Origin of the sequence: Parasporobacterium paucivorans DSM 15970 (genome assembly GCF_900141895.1) — a bacterium.
GTDB classification, from domain to species: Bacteria; Bacillota; Clostridia; order Lachnospirales; family Lachnospiraceae; genus Parasporobacterium; species Parasporobacterium paucivorans.
This window is the reverse complement of sequence record NZ_FQYT01000025.1, coordinates 23,344-38,105: the sequence shown is the minus strand read 5'-3', so window position 1 is coordinate 38,105 and position 14,762 is coordinate 23,344. Positions and strand designations below refer to the sequence as shown.

At 44.3% G+C, this 14,762-nt stretch carries 17 protein-coding genes; 1 reads left to right on the top strand and 16 read right to left on the bottom strand.

Going from position 1 to position 14,762, the window contains the following annotated elements; translation table 11 throughout:
* The 11 genes from BUA79_RS10670 to BUA79_RS10620 all read right to left on the bottom strand — a co-directional run.
* A partial coding sequence (locus BUA79_RS10670) for a reverse transcriptase domain-containing protein (RefSeq protein WP_242941668.1) occupies window positions 1-716 on the bottom strand: 716 nt, incomplete at its 3' end.
* Window positions 713-874, bottom strand: coding sequence for a hypothetical protein (locus BUA79_RS12610; RefSeq protein WP_178138563.1), 162 nt, complete (start codon window positions 872-874; stop codon window positions 713-715). The genes BUA79_RS12610 and BUA79_RS10670, both read right to left, overlap by 4 nt.
* 285 nt (window positions 875-1,159) lie before the next feature.
* Window positions 1,160-2,287 carry a UDP-galactopyranose mutase gene (gene glf / locus BUA79_RS10660; RefSeq protein ID WP_073994412.1) on the bottom strand — a complete coding sequence of 376 codons (1,128 nt, stop codon included), beginning with the start codon at window positions 2,285-2,287 and terminating at the stop codon, window positions 1,160-1,162.
* Complete coding sequence (locus BUA79_RS10655) at window positions 2,284-2,700, bottom strand: flavodoxin domain-containing protein (protein ID WP_073994411.1); 417 nt, start codon at window positions 2,698-2,700, stop codon at window positions 2,284-2,286. Before BUA79_RS10655 ends, glf begins: the two co-directional genes overlap by 4 nt.
* 89 nt (window positions 2,701-2,789) lie before the next feature.
* Window positions 2,790-3,980 (bottom strand): Bcr/CflA family efflux MFS transporter, encoded by a 1,191-nt coding sequence (locus BUA79_RS10650; protein WP_242941691.1) that lies wholly within the window; start codon window positions 3,978-3,980, stop codon window positions 2,790-2,792.
* Window positions 3,981-4,034: 54 nt separating this feature from the next.
* The gene (locus BUA79_RS10645) at window positions 4,035-4,733 is read right to left on the bottom strand and encodes a pirin family protein (protein WP_073994414.1); all 699 of its coding nucleotides are present in this window, start codon (window positions 4,731-4,733) and stop codon (window positions 4,035-4,037) included.
* 435 nt (window positions 4,734-5,168) lie between these two features.
* Entirely contained in the window at window positions 5,169-5,954 is a 786-nt protein-coding gene (gene heR / locus BUA79_RS10640; RefSeq protein ID WP_073994409.1) for a heliorhodopsin HeR, read from the bottom strand.
* Window positions 5,955-5,970: 16 nt separating this feature from the next.
* Window positions 5,971-6,972 (bottom strand): uroporphyrinogen decarboxylase family protein, encoded by a 1,002-nt coding sequence (locus tag BUA79_RS10635; RefSeq protein ID WP_073994408.1) that lies wholly within the window; start codon window positions 6,970-6,972, stop codon window positions 5,971-5,973.
* Between the two features lie 32 nt (window positions 6,973-7,004).
* Window positions 7,005-7,325 carry a nuclear transport factor 2 family protein gene (locus BUA79_RS10630; protein ID WP_073994407.1) on the bottom strand — a complete coding sequence of 107 codons (321 nt, stop codon included), beginning with the start codon at window positions 7,323-7,325 and terminating at the stop codon, window positions 7,005-7,007.
* A gap of 83 nt (window positions 7,326-7,408) precedes the next feature.
* Window positions 7,409-8,827, bottom strand: a complete 1,419-nt coding sequence (locus tag BUA79_RS10625; RefSeq protein WP_073994406.1) for a glycoside hydrolase family 25 protein — start codon at window positions 8,825-8,827, stop codon at window positions 7,409-7,411.
* Between the two features lie 128 nt (window positions 8,828-8,955).
* The gene (locus BUA79_RS10620) at window positions 8,956-9,606 is read right to left on the bottom strand and encodes a molybdopterin-dependent oxidoreductase (RefSeq protein ID WP_178138595.1); all 651 of its coding nucleotides are present in this window, start codon (window positions 9,604-9,606) and stop codon (window positions 8,956-8,958) included.
* A 256-nt stretch (window positions 9,607-9,862) separates the two neighbouring features.
* Here BUA79_RS10620 and BUA79_RS10615 point away from each other — a divergent pair, with 256 nt between their 5' ends.
* Window positions 9,863-10,051, top strand: a complete 189-nt coding sequence (locus BUA79_RS10615) for a ferredoxin (protein ID WP_073994404.1) — start codon at window positions 9,863-9,865, stop codon at window positions 10,049-10,051.
* A 294-nt stretch (window positions 10,052-10,345) separates the two neighbouring features.
* On the opposite strand, the gene BUA79_RS13005 is transcribed toward BUA79_RS10615, so the two are convergent.
* The 5 genes from BUA79_RS13005 to BUA79_RS10590 all read right to left on the bottom strand — a co-directional run bounded on the left by BUA79_RS13005 (window position 10,346) and on the right by BUA79_RS10590 (window position 14,706).
* Complete coding sequence (locus BUA79_RS13005) at window positions 10,346-10,675, bottom strand: rubredoxin-like domain-containing protein (protein ID WP_073994403.1); 330 nt, start codon at window positions 10,673-10,675, stop codon at window positions 10,346-10,348.
* Window positions 10,676-10,927: 252 nt separating this feature from the next.
* Window positions 10,928-11,866, bottom strand: a complete 939-nt coding sequence (locus BUA79_RS10605) for a hypothetical protein (RefSeq protein WP_143147912.1) — start codon at window positions 11,864-11,866, stop codon at window positions 10,928-10,930.
* A complete protein-coding gene (locus tag BUA79_RS10600; protein ID WP_073994401.1) occupies window positions 11,808-12,908 on the bottom strand; it encodes an ABC transporter substrate-binding protein in 1,101 nt (366 codons plus the stop codon). Before BUA79_RS10600 ends, BUA79_RS10605 begins: the two co-directional genes overlap by 59 nt.
* A gap of 23 nt (window positions 12,909-12,931) precedes the next feature.
* Complete coding sequence (locus BUA79_RS10595; RefSeq protein ID WP_073994413.1) at window positions 12,932-13,753, bottom strand: ABC transporter ATP-binding protein; 822 nt, start codon at window positions 13,751-13,753, stop codon at window positions 12,932-12,934.
* Window positions 13,750-14,706 (bottom strand): FecCD family ABC transporter permease, encoded by a 957-nt coding sequence (locus BUA79_RS10590; RefSeq protein WP_242941690.1) that lies wholly within the window; start codon window positions 14,704-14,706, stop codon window positions 13,750-13,752. The genes BUA79_RS10595 and BUA79_RS10590 overlap by 4 nt, the downstream gene beginning before the upstream one ends.
* Window positions 14,707-14,762: the final 56 nt, after the last annotated feature.

The window sequence follows — 14,762 nt, the reverse complement described above, 5'->3', positions numbered from 1 at the left end:
CCTATTTCTGTTCTCTCAAACATTCCGTTTGCAATAACTCCCGCATTCAGATATTTATGGATGAGTGAAATCAGTCTACCGTCTTTAATGGTTCTGCTAAGTACCTCAATCAGTTTACTCTGACTTACAGTATCAAAGAACTTTTCCAAGTCCATATCCACCACATATACATAGCCATCGTTTACATTCTTTTGGCACTGCTTGAGGGCACCGTGTGCTCCTCTTTTTGGTCGAAAACCAAAACTGTTTTCTGAGAATTGTTCCTCATAGATTGGTGTAAGTTCCTGTGTGATTGCCTGTTGAATAACCCTGTCAACTACAGTTGGAACTCCTATCTTTCTAAACTCACCTTTTGTTTCTTTGGGTATTTCTACCCTTCGAACTGGGTTTGGCTTATATTTACCATTCCTTATCTCTTGGATTAGGGTATCTTGATTTTCTCTTAGGAAGGGCAGAAGTTCATCCACCTGCATACCATCAATTCCACCTTTGCCCTTGTTTGCTTTCACCCTTTTATAAGCCTTATTAAGGTTATCTTTTAGTAAAATCAAATCCAAAAGATTGTTCGTCCAATAGTCTGTGATGATACCGCTCTTTTCAGTAATCTTCCCGTAGTCGAACACTTCTGCATACTCTTTCTGTTCCGCCGATACCATTTGCAGATAGTCCTCAATATGAAGTTGTCTGTTCTTAAATCTACTATCAGTTACTTTCATTGCTTGTATCTCCTAAAGTTCAGCCCTTCGCCGATTTTTGCAACCATCGGTTTAATATGGCTTCTGCTGACTTCTCGCCATTCGTTGTTACTCACGGATTTCATACTCTGTTTCCATCCGCTGGCGAGATCTCCCTGGGTACCACACGTTTCTTTCACTCCATCCATCTGCCACATTTACTATAGTTGATTCCGAGTAGTAATTGGACTTTGGTTTGTCTGGCAACCTTATCCTCAACGTATAGCCTCATGTGATTTCTGTTCGTCAGACCAGAGTTTTGCCTCCACCTTCCTTCAGATTCCACCTCACGATGGACACCCTTGGTCTTGGCTGTATCCTTCCCACTACTAGGGCGGATTTGGGACTTTCACCCTTTAGAAACGTGCGCCGCCAGGCGCACCAGAATAATGCCGCAGGTTTTTTTAACCTACGGCATGTTTGATTTATTTTATGGGGTCTGACCCCCACAGAAGCAGTGCTTTTGAAATAACATTATGCATATCGTAATATTTGTATTCAGCCAGCCTGCCTCCGAATATCACATTTTTTTCTCTTTCAGCAAGCTCCCTATATTTTTCATATAAATGCATATTTTTTTCATCGTTTACCGGATAATACGGTTCATCCCCCGGTTTCCATTCTGCAGGATACTCCCTGGTGATGACGGTCTTTGGCTGGGTGCCAAATTCGAAATGCTTGTGTTCAATAATCCGGGTAAAAGGCGTTTCCGCATCCGTATAATTTACGACTGCATTCCCCTGGTAATTATCCTTGTCAAGAATTTCATCTTCAAACCGCAGGCTTCTATACTCAAGCCTTCCGAATCTGTGCCCGAAAAATTCATCAATCATGCCCGTAAACACAACCTTTTCTGCCATTTTATCGAAATTTTCTTTATCCGAAAAATAATCCTTATTCAGCATTAACTCGGTACCTTCCAGCATTTTTTCAATAATCACATTGTATCCGCCTACGGGGATTCCTTGATATTTATCGTCAAAATAATTATTGTCATAGGTAAACCGAACAGGAAGTCGCCTTATGATGAAGGCCGGCAGATCAACAGCTTTCCGCCCCCACTGTTTCTCGGTATACTCCTTCACCAGCTTCTTATAAATGTCGGTACCAACCAGGGAAATAGCCTGTTCTTCCAGATTTTTCGGTTCACGTATCCCCGCTGCCGCCTTCTGTTCTTCAATTTTGCTCTTGGCCTCTTTTGGAGTAACGACTCCCCACAACTTATTAAAAGTATTCATATTAAACGGAAGATTATAAATTTCTCCCTTATAATTTGCTATAGGAGAATTGGTATATCGATTAAACTCAACAAATTGATTTACATAATCCCATATTTTCTTATCGCTGGTATGAAAAATATGCGCACCGTATTTATGTACATTTGTACCTTCTATCTTTTCACAGTAAATATTTCCGCCAATATGATTCCGGCGGTCTAATACAAGACACTTCTTTCCCCTTTTAAATGCTTCATGCGCAAATACTGCACCGAATAAGCCTGCGCCAACAATAAGGTAATCATATTGTTTCACTATGTATTCATCCTCTCTCATGGGGTCTGACCCCCCTTCACAAATGCAATGGCATTTTCTAAATCCGAACTGTTGGGATGTTTCCGTCCAATAAACCCCAAACCACCCTGGCAAACAAATTCCTCTGAACTAACTTCAATATTCTTGCGGCGCAGAATCTCCCTGACCTCATCCTGTTTGAATTTTTTGCTAACACAGGAGGTTAACAAGACTGCTTTTTTTACCATTGTACTGTCAATGCCTTTAATGTATTCAATCATAATCGGGTCACTCTTACCACCGTAAATCCCACCTACGATATAAAGTATATCCACATCGGCAATTCCTGGATTCATACTGATATCTTCTGCATGAATGTTCAGTTCCCCAGCAATGGCATTAGCTATCTTCCTCGAATGTCCCGTCTTTGTTAAATAAATGACCGCAATCTTCATATTCATTTCCTCCTTTGCTGGTATGGTCATGCCGATAGGGGTCTGACCCCGACCCCTATGACCCCGACCCATATGACACTCCTCATTGTTTATACTCCCTTACAAGGAATGCTCGACTTCATGAATGCAATCCATCCTATGAAAGGGATTACCGAAAAAACTGCAATCAATACTCCCAAGACTGTGATTATATTTCCCGGCATCAAAGTAACGACCGACATCCCCACGCTTCCCAGCACTGTAAACATTGTATTTATCAATGATGAAACTGCTCCAGTATCACTCACGTGTTGATCAAGCAACAGCGCCGTGCTAAAGGGTCTGGTAATGGAAACCGACAGAGACATCAGAGCAAAGGATGCCCAAAACAAAATGGGAGTTAGCGTTCCAATTGTCATAACGAGAATTCCGCTGATGGCAGAAATCCCCAGCATCGATGCAGCAAAAACCTTTTTATTCAGGACCATAAAGACCCTCACATACAGAAATGGACCGCATATGGACACGAGTGCATTAGCCGCAAAAAAATAACTGTATTCCTGCGCGCTCAGGCCAAAATAATCCACATAAATATATGAGGATACAGCAATGTAACCCATAAACGGCAGCGCACACAATGAAAAGATACCGGCCGGTATCATGAAGCTTTTATTTTTGCCCACTATCAGAAGACGGCCGAGGGAACCCATCACGGTTCCGGTATATTTGTCTTCTTCCTTAAGCGTCTCCTCAAAAAGAAAAATCAGCACCAGATTAATAGCAGCAATTGCCGCCAGAGCCCAAAAAGTTCCCTGCCAATTTGTAAATCGCAGGATAATGCCTCCCACTACAGGAGCCAGCATGGGTGCAAGTCCCGAGACAGACTGACTAATTGCCAGTATGGCCCCCCTCTTTTTTCCTGCAAAGCAATCCTTGATAATGGCAATAGATACAGAAGTAATTCCTCCTGAGCCTATTCCTTGAAAAATTCTGGCAGCAATCAAAAAATAAATATTGAAGGAAAGGGCACAGGCAATGCTGCTAAGAAGATACACTATTCCCCCCACCAAAAGAATCTTTTTACGGCCATATTTATCACTTAGGGGTCCCCAAAACAGGATGCCAACCGCATAGAAAAGAAAAAATGCACTAAGTGTAAGGTTCGTGATTGCAGAGCTGCTCCCGAAATAAGCATTCATGCCTGGCAAAGCCGGCAGGTACATGTCTATTGAAAGAGGGATAAGCATATTCATCAATGCAATAAAACCAACAAGTCCCTTATTGCCTAAATAACGTTGCATATTCATACCGTCACTCACTTGGGGGTCTGACCCCCCCTCACCTTTTGTCAACGTCTATACCTTCTTCATTTCAATTAGAAGTATATGTGACGTTTTACTTGCTTTGATCGTAATGGGTTCTCCAATAATTTCCATGGCATCCCGTTCGGTCATATCTATACCATTAATATCAGAGGATCCTTCAATCTGTACCAGATAAGCCTGCCTCTCCTCATTTACTGGAAATTGAATTTCTTTGCCGGCTTCGAGTTCAAGTGAATAAATATTGCAGTCCTGATGAATTTTAATTGGTGCTCCTCCCTCGGGGTCTGACACCATATGAAGCCAGCTATTCTTTCTGCTTTCCCATGCAAAAGGGAAATCTCCGTAGCTTGGGTTATAACCTTTCTTATCAGGAATAATCCATATCTGGAGAAACCGCAGGATCTCCTGCCCCCGATTGAATTCGCTATGCCAAACGCCTGTACCGGCACTCATGTACTGTATATCTCCCCGGGAAATTGCATTCTTATTTCCCATGTTATCGCTGTGGGTCAATTTTCCATCGACAACATAAGATATTATTTCCATTTCATTGTGCGGATGAATATCAAACCCCGAATTGGGAAATATCTGGTCATCATTGAGGACCCTTAACGTTCCAAAATTTATATTTTCGGGATTATAATAATCAGCAAAGGAAAAATGAAACCTGCTTTTTAACCATCCTATATCACTTGTACCCAATTTGCTGCTATAAATTTTTCTTATCATGAAATTATCTCCTTCTGTCATCTTAGGGGTCTGACCCCCTAAACGTGTGGCTCCCCCCAACGTGTGAACCCCCTAACGCTCCTTTAATAATATATCATTAAGATCCATATTCTGCCATCCTTTCATGATATTATACCACTTACTCTTCAAATCTCTTCTGGAATCCATCTGCATATATCGTCAATTTATTGGTAATCTTGTTATATTTTTATTATATTTGTGAATTTTTAAATTAAATTGACTTATTCTTCTAATAATGATATTTTATTTTCACACAACTTACATTTAATTCATTCGGCACCAAAAAAGATAATTGCTTCAAATGGGCACTCACCCCATTTGAAAATTAACATAAAGCAGTTATAAAGATTTCTCCATCCAATTTTCAAAAAAGAGAGCTGATGCAAAAAACCGCATTGGCTCTCTTTCCTTTGTTTAATTTGGCTGCATCACTCCAAAGAATACCAGCCAGGCTAATACCGTTTTGGCCACCAGACTCAGTATGATGTATACCCTTTCTCCATATAAATAATCCCTCCATTTTCCTATCTGCTTATATTGGAGAATCATATTGATAGGAAACAGATTAAAAAACACAAAATAAGACCCAAAAATGGCATATGCAAACCAAGGCACCTTGCCAAGATCCGAATTCCCGAAGGCAAACATGCACAAAACGCCCCAGGGAACCAGTCCCGCGAAAGATCCAAAAACAAATGGAGTCCAGTTTATCGGCATCCTGTTTTGATTCTGCTGTTCCATCAGCAGCCCAAAAAGATTCATGCAGGCATTCAGGGCAAACATCAGAATCAGGGACCCGACGTCATACACCCCGAATAAGAGTGCAATCAGAACAATCATCAGGGATGAACTGAGGGCGTATTCATACCAGCGGAAAGGATTTCTCCTTTTAACGAGACTGGCATTATAGACATCATTTGATATCGGAGCACAAATAATAAAATGAGCCAAAGCCGACAGGAATAGGAAAACAGACACAAAAACCGCGAATGGCACCGAAAACAGAGTCCGGGTGTCCGTTACCAACCTCATAGTTTCGGTATCGAACTTCAGAAAATTGGATAAAACCGGAATCTTGAAGGCCGAAATCCTGTCAATAGATAACGCGAGCACCACCATAACCACACCCTGCAGGCAGTGGATACAGCCCATAATCAGGTTGAATCTCCAAAGTGATTTGAACGTCGTTTTATTGGTCATCCTTACGTCCTCCTACTTATTTGATTTCCGCAAAATACTCCTTACCCATTTTTTCAATCTCCGCATCTGCCGCCTCATACACTCCTCTATAGGTGCTTTCATCTCCCCCAAAAGTCAGGTTCGGAATGAAATACCTGGAGTCTGTCCACCTTATAATCTTCTCCACTTCTGCAGCCACCTTCTCCCGTGTCCAATCCGGACTGTCAACGATTCCGGAGTTGATGCCGCCCATTACAGTCAGCCTGCCCTTATACTCACGGACGAGGCGGGGAAGATCATTCGTGTTGAAGGCACCCTGCCAGATATCGATACCCATATTCAGCATTTCCGGTACCAGGGTCTCTGCATATGAATCGGAATGGTGAACGATAATCTCAACCCCATTTTCCCGGTATGTATCGTAGATTTTCTTGGTCCTCTCAAAGATAAACTCATGGAACATCTCCACGGAGAGGAACGTGGAAGACTGACCGCCCCAGTCATCCAGGCGGAAAACTGCATCCGGATGGATGTGATTACAAATCTGACGTGCCATCCGCACCTCATATTCCGTCATGAGATCCAGAATAGCATGGATAATTTCCGGTTCTTCATACATATTGATTACGAACTCCTCCATACCCATCATATGGAGGCAGTTTTCAAATAATCCCGGCCATATGGCGGCCGTCACGAAATACTCGTTCCGATCCACCTTATCCGCCCGTTCCATAATCCATTTCCACTCGCTTTCAGGAAATTCCGTTTCCGGCATCTTCAGATAATCCTGCCAGTGGTAAATATCCTTAATCAGACGGTGTTCGGAATCAAGTGACGACACCGGTCCGGGCGTTCCCTCCGGCCACGAAAAATAGACTCCCCAGCAGTTTCTGGCTATTCCTTTTCCATACTCGGGAGCAGGAAATCTGACATCCTGGGGTGTCGCCCACTGAAGGGCAAATGGTTCAAACTGTTTCACAAAACGATCCGGGTTTCCTCCCCGGATTGTTTCCAGCAGATTCTCTCTTCTTGTTAACATGCAAACCCTCCTGTTCTGATAAAACGCCCTAATCAGCGGGGTCTCACAATATATTCATCGATAAGACCGTCTTTCAAAGTTGCACAGCCGATACATTCAAGTTTGACATCTCCCAGAAATACGTCATATTCCATAGAATGTGCATTCAGCTTTACAATTTCAGCCCGAACCTTATATACTTCCCAGACCCCCTGAAATGCCTTTTTCAAGGCTTCCCGTCCATTCACTACCAGGTCATCCACACCGATGGTTCTTGCGCCTCCGTCATTAAACCGACAACCTTCCGTAAACAAATTTCCAATACCTTCAAAATCACTTTTGTTCATGCGAGCAATGTAATCTTCCAATATCATAGAATTTCCTCCTTAGGTTTTTTTGCATATGTTTTCGGTTTCGTGTAACTGTATTTCAACAATATAACTTAAATCTTCGATTGTCAATTGTTTAACCAGACATTCAGATCAACGCCCGTGCTGATTCCGTTTATGGAACCCTTGGACGTATACTGCCACATATCATAATCGTAGGCGTAATCCGTCATATTGACATAATGCGCCAGCCATGTCTGATATCCCGACAGTCTGGATAATTCCAGATTGTTGTATAGAAAACTTTTGCTTGCATATACAGTAGATGTATATCCGGCATTGGCAATGGTTCTGCAGAAGGCCAGTGCAATGGTCGTCCTGTCAGTAGCAGACAAATTATTTGCCCGCGCAACATCATTCACGAACTCCGTATCAAAAGCAACCGGACAGGAAATATTGTAGCCGCGGATGTACTCCAGCACCATACTGGCTTCCTCTACAGCTTCCGTCTCTGTAATGGCCTGTGAAAAGAAATAGACTCCCACTTGCAGGCCGGCGGCTGATGCACCTCTGATATTTTGGATGTAATACGGATCCAGCACCAGGGCCCCGGAACCGTATCCTCTGTATCCGAGACGTATAATCGCATAATCAACTCCTGAGGCCTTGACCGCCGCCCAGTCGATTGCATACTGGTATCTCGATACGTCGACGCCGACTTTGGACGATTTCACCCCAGACTCATTAAAATAATATTTCAACCCGCCAATCGTCTGCCAGCCGGTTACCCGGTTACCGGTTCCATCGTAATAATAGGTACTGCCGTCGAATGTCTGCCAACCCGTAAAAACCGGCTGTACAGATGTTTCGGCAGACGTCTCGGTCGGTGCAGATGCAGTCGTTTCAGGGGCAGGAGTATCCTGTACCGTTTCAGCCGTCGTCACGTTTCCATAAGCAGCATCTTCTTCGGCTACAACGATCTTCGCTTCACTGACTACTTTCTCCTCAATATTCGCTACTGCCACAGGCGCTACCTCACCTTCAACAGTCACCGTCGGGGAGGCAGGAGTGACGAAATCCTTCATCTCATTCATGGATACTGCATAATCTCCTTTTTCAAGATTATCGATGATGATCCACCCATCCATGTCATTATTGGTATATTCGGTTCGAGTCCCCGCTTCATCCGTAAGCGTTATGACAAAAAGATTGCCTGTTGCAAGATTTCCGTCAGGCAGTACAATTTTGACAGAAACCCGGCTTCCCACAGAGGAGACCTTCAGAGTCAAAACCGGCCTGGAAGCCAGCAATTCGTGGGCATGTGCCATGCTGATCAGATTTTTTTCATATAAATAGTTTTCGATATCTTCCCGGGTAAGCAGCGCAGCCTTATCCACAGTTCCATCTTCAGGTGCAACGGATGTTTCAGCGGAAGTATCCGTATGGTCAGTAAAAACAAAAGCCGTGCCGGCGGCAGACGCCAAAACGACAGCGCTTGCGCCAATAACTATAAGTCTCCCATTAAAACGGGTATTTTTCATTTTCATAAATCGAAGTCCCCCTTATAACAATACCTTTAACAATTTTATCACAAACTCCCCACATACCCAAGTCAAAACCACGTAAAATTTCGATTCGGTATAAATAAAGCCCCCTCCTCGGGGGCTCCTTTGGTTTAAGGAAAACCTCTGCTTTCCCAGTATCCCAGATAATATGGGTCATCCGAAAGTTCGATTTTCGTCACCCATCTTGCCCATTTGTAACCAGGTTTATCTTCTGCAACCACGATAAACGGATATCCCAGAGCGGGAGGCAGCGGAATTCTGTTCGAAGAATATGCCAGAATTATTTTTTTGTCGATTACATCCTGAAGCGGCAGCGCAGTTGTATACCCGTCAACGGCATGAAAAATAACCGTGTTGGCCGCACTGTCGGCTCCCGCCATTTCAATCAGGTCCGAAAGCAGGACCCCTTTCCATAAAACAGTGGCATCCCATCCTTCCACACAATGGAGCGTTATCAGCTTTTCATAAGACGGAAGCTCCAGTACTTCTTCGTATGTAAGCGCAATCGACTCTTTCACAAGTCCTGTTATTGCAAGCTCATAGGTACTGATGTCCACATTCTGGATGCCGGATATTGAATTGTCACGCGGCCCGACGGATGGATCAAGCCTGACGCCTTCATATTCGCGTATTTCAAGCTCCTGGTAGCGCTTCATCGTAGCATTGGAGACCCCATCCGTCCCCGAGTTATCTCCACTATTACATGAACCCAAAAGAATCGCGCACAATAACAATAACATGCAACCTGCCGCTTTTTTCATTTTCATTCCTCCAGATCAGAGAATCTGTTCAAAAAACTCAGTGTCGACGTTCGCTAAAGTTATTTTCTTCACTAGATTAATTGTATCCCCATTTTATCATAATATCAATTGTATCCGCCTATTTAATTCCATTCGATCGACTTTTCATATTTTCAAACAGACTTGCCAGGATGGAACGGTGAAATTATATTGTGGTTCCTGTGATATGGGAATATAATAAAGATGTAGCAGACATTTTTTTGATGGAGGTAGTAAAATGAAAGCTTATATCCTAAAAGCAGACTGCATCGGATGTGGATTGTGCGTATCTGACTGTCCTGAGGTCTTTGAAATGGGGGACGACGGAAAAGCCAACGTACTGGTGAATGAGATTCCTAAGGAATCAGAAAGCTGTGCAATTGAGGCAAAAGAAGATTGCCCTGTAAATGTTATTACAATTGAATAATCCGTCGATGCACAAAAAAAATACTTCTCCTTCACGCATCTCTTATTTTGTACTCTACCTCTTAATCGACCAATTTTTGTCCGTGTTGTGTAAGTGGTATAACAAACTCAAGAAGATACTTTCGTGATACGAGGAGGTCGCGTTATGAAAAACGAAAATAATTTGGACAAGCTAAGAAAAAAACTCATTGAAAAAGAACTGACCATCACAGGAGGCCGGCTTCGTATCCCATAAGGATACGAGGCCGGCCTCTTTACTTCTACCGTTAAAGGATCCCGGATAGATTTACCATTTTTACCATTTTTCTCTGGTTACATGACCTATGATTTCGGCTTTGCTTCTCTGCTTAATAACCCACGCTTCGTCATGTGCCTGTTTGAATAATGCGACACAAGGAGGATCCAGATTGATTTCAATTCCTTCTTTAGCCAGATTCTTTATTTCCATTGCAAGTTTGATAATCTCCATATGAATATCATTCGTGCGGTCAGAATCATAGATTTTTTTCGCCGCCTCTTCGGATAATGCTACAAACTTTTCCTTGGGAGCCCCACATTTCGGACATATCTCCGGCGCCTCATCTCCTTCGTGTAAAAATCCACAAACTGTACATTTCCATAACATAGTTCATTTCTCCTTTCATGGGTGCTTGACTTGTCTGCAGTTAAAAACCCCGCAACACTACTAACAGGTGCATTAATTTGCCAGCAAAAGGCCATTATGGCGGCGTTCCTCCCAATTTTCCAAACAATGAGGAAAAATCGCCGTGTAACTGAAGTACCAATCGACAGGGGCTTTGGTAAAGCCATTATCTGTTTATATTTATTATCATTCAATCATAACATTCTCATTTTTCACTGTCAACAAAAGCAGAAACTAATTAACGCAGCTTATCCCGTTCGGGGTCCATCTGCGAAACTGGCAGTTATGGCACGACCTCTCATTACCATAACATTCATTCTTATCATTATCCAGACTAAACATATCGCATGGGCTGCGCCAATCCTGCTGTTTCCAGTTCGCGTTATACAAACCTGACTTATCACAAATTTTATAAACGCCATTCTCCTGTTCTTCCGCAATTGCCATTTTTTGATGATTGAAGTAAATAAGTTTCATATTTATTTCCAGATATACTTCCCGGTCATCCGGCAGGTACTGGCCAGTCATGGTAATGACCTGGGATACATCCAGTTTTTTCTTGCAGTCTCCAACCAAAAACATTCCCGGATTGATGCCCTGTATGTTTTTTCCTCGGAAAGTCCCGTCGTTTCCGGATAAACGCAGCCCCATTCCTGCCAGGGCACCAATCACGCCAAGACCGCTTCGGTTAAATGCTTCCAGGCGGACATCTGTTTCTTCTGCCAAATGGAAGGCCTCTTTTTTCTGCAGGACTTCCTGCTGTGACCTTTTACCGAATGCAATCAGCTTGTGGACTGCGGAAACGGAATCCATCCTGCACATGCATAGGCCGGGATCTGATGTCTCTGCCATTTCTTTTCTTAATATGGCAGACATATTTTCCCACAGACTGTCCAGATTCTCTTCTAAAATGGCAGATTCAAAGCACATGGAGCTGTTGTGCGACGTGTAGGCTATGGATTCATGCAGAAGATGCTGGTGCCTGGTGATGCCAAGGACGATTTCTCCTCCCAGTTTCTTCACCTCCCCCGCCATCATCTCTGCCACTTTTCCGGTGCTTGTTTTTTTCGAAATATCATCCGTGTCATCCACGCAGACAAGTATTTTAACCATCCTATTTCCCCGCATTCTGGCTGGAAGCCCGTATTCCATCACCTGATAATATTTTTTCATATGTAGCATCGTCCAACTCTATCCCTAATACATCCCGATAAAATGTCACGACCTCATTTTTCAGATTAACCTGGCTGTAATACTCAGGATATACGGTGACACCGAGCCAGAGCATCCCAAAAAATGTTTCCACACTTCCTTCCTGCCCCCATCGCGTGGCTCCGACCGGTATGTTATGGACATTCCCCTCATAGACTGCCCGAAGACCCTGCCACGCCGCATCCTCTTCAAAATATTTTTTTGTCAGGGCTGCATTGCATATAATGACATCCGGGTTCCATACGAAAACCTGTTCCTGGCTCGCAAAATATCCGCCGCCATCTGACGTCAGGGCCTGGTCCGCCGAAACATCCTTGCAGCCGACGGCCTTTATCCAGTCCGCTCCCAGGGAATCCTCCCCATCCGTCCTGAATGTCTGATTGATTGAATGATACACAGCCAGCTTCTCTTTCTGGGGAATTTTTTCGCTGATTTCCGTCACCAGATGGATGGTATCTTCATAATACCGGCAGATTGTTTCTGCTTTTTCCAGGGGCTTGCCTCCAACCACTTCCCCGATCAGGTTCAGTGCTTCAATCTGCTCCTCCATATTCGTATATTCGATAACGAGATATGGAATCCCCAGCTTATCCAGCTTCGCGACTTCGCCTTCCGTCATATACAGGGCATATTTCACCAATACCACATCCGGATCCAATGCAAGCAATGCCTCCGCATTAATGGAACCGCCTGACTGAACAACTGCCACATCTTTCAGTTCCGGATAGATTTCCTGAAGAAGCATATCCGAACGGACGCCTTCGGGACAGGCTGCCATATAGCTGCCCGCTCCCATCATCACCATTGCTTCTCCCGTAAAAGCATCGATTGCCGCTACTTTTCTGATCGTTTTGGGGATTTCCACTTTCCGTCCGATGCAGTCAATAAAAGTGTCCGTTTCTTTGCCCGACGCTGCCCCTGACTGGCCGCTGCATGCCGTACAGACTACAATTAATGTGAACATCACGAAAATAAATACTGCTATTTTTTGTATTTTACGCATTCTCCCGGCTCCCTGTCTGTTTTTTAAATGGTCCCAACAGGAACTATTTGTTTCCTGTTTTCATCCCTAAGAATCCGGACTTTGACCCCATATACTTTTGCCAGGTTCTCTTCTGTCAGCACCTCATCAGGAGATCCAACAGAAAAGATTGCACCCTCATGCATCAGGGCGACCCGCACCTTTACCCCCTGGTTTTCCAGGTAAAAGGCCTGATTGGGCGAATGGGTTGCCATCAATATGGTGCGGTTCCCCGTATTTACCAATCCTACTGTTTTTTCCAAAAAGAGCATCTCATTAAAAAAATCCAGGTGGGCCGTAGGCTCATCCATCAGGATGATGGGCGTTTTCTGTGCCAGAGCCCTGGCTAATGCAACCATCTGCATTTCACCTCCGCTGATCTGGGTGTATGGCCGGTCTGCCAGGTGGGCGATCCCGGCATCCTTCATACTTTGCTCTGAAATATCCTCATCCAGCTCATCCGGTTTCCCATATCCTCCCAAATGGGCTGTCCTCCCCATCAGGACAATCTGCCGTACGAGATAAGGAAATGACTTTTCATGTATCTGCGGGACATAGGAGATTTTTTTCGCCAATTCGGCCGGCCGGTAACCGGATACCTCTTTTCCTGACACCAGGATTGTTCCCCTCCCGAGGATGTGATTCCCCAGAATGCAGTCCAAAAGGGTGCTTTTTCCACATCCATTGCATCCCATAATACAGAACAATTCCCCTGCTGCTGTTTCGAGATGAATGTCCTTAAAAATGGGTTTATCGTCATAGTGGAATGTCGCATTTTCAATCTGGATTATGTCAGGACCCGTCGGTTTATTGTGTCGGTTTCTCATGCCTTCCATCCGCCTCCTTTTGTTTTTTTAAGAAGAAATACGAAGAAAGGTGCTCCTACAAGAGCCGTCAGAACGCCTAAGGGTATTTCTGAAGTTGTAGCGCTGCGGCTTATCGTATCTATGCATACCATAAACGATGCTCCGATGGAAACGGATACAGGCATAAGCCTCCTGTTGTCATTCCCGACGACCATCCGGCCAATGTGGGGAATCACAAGGCCTACCCATCCCACCCCTCCCGACAGGCAGACAGCCCCCGCGGTAGCCATCGTGGCGGCTAAAATAATTCCAATTTTACATTTAACGACATCCACTCCCATGGACCTCGCTTCTTTATCCCCCATTGAAATGACGTTGATTCGCCATCCAAAAAGCATTAAAACCGTGATTCCTGCTCCAATCGGGATAAAGGCCCAGAAATCCCCATATGACACGGAAGAAAGACTTCCCATCAGCCAGTAGACTATTGCCGGAAGCTCCGTGTCAACATCCGCAATATATTTGAGCAGAGTAATCATCGCGCTGAAAAAAGCCGATACAATCGTCCCTCCAAGGATAAGCATGACCGCCGGGACGGTTTTGTAGATCCGGGCTATCCAGTAGCTCATCGCAACAGCCAGAACACCAAAAACGAATGCAAATCCGTAGGTATATCCATATCCACCCAACAGAATAATTGCCAGGGCCGCTCCAAAACCGGCTCCGGAATTCACTCCAAGGAGTCCGGAGTTCACCAGTGGATTTCGAAAAACTCCTTGAAATGCCGTGCCGCTGGCGGCCAGTCCACCTCCAACGAAGGCCGCTGCTACAATCCTTGGCAGCCTGAGCTGCGACACTACCGCAAATGCTTCCCTGGACAGTTCAAACCTTCCTAGCCCAATGGCGCTGACAAGACTTTGAACCACATCACACGCCGAGACCCGGTAACGTCCCACAAACAAAGAGGCAATCATAAAAAATACAGGGGTGGATACCAGTAAAAAAATTGAAAACGTTCCATTCTTCTTTT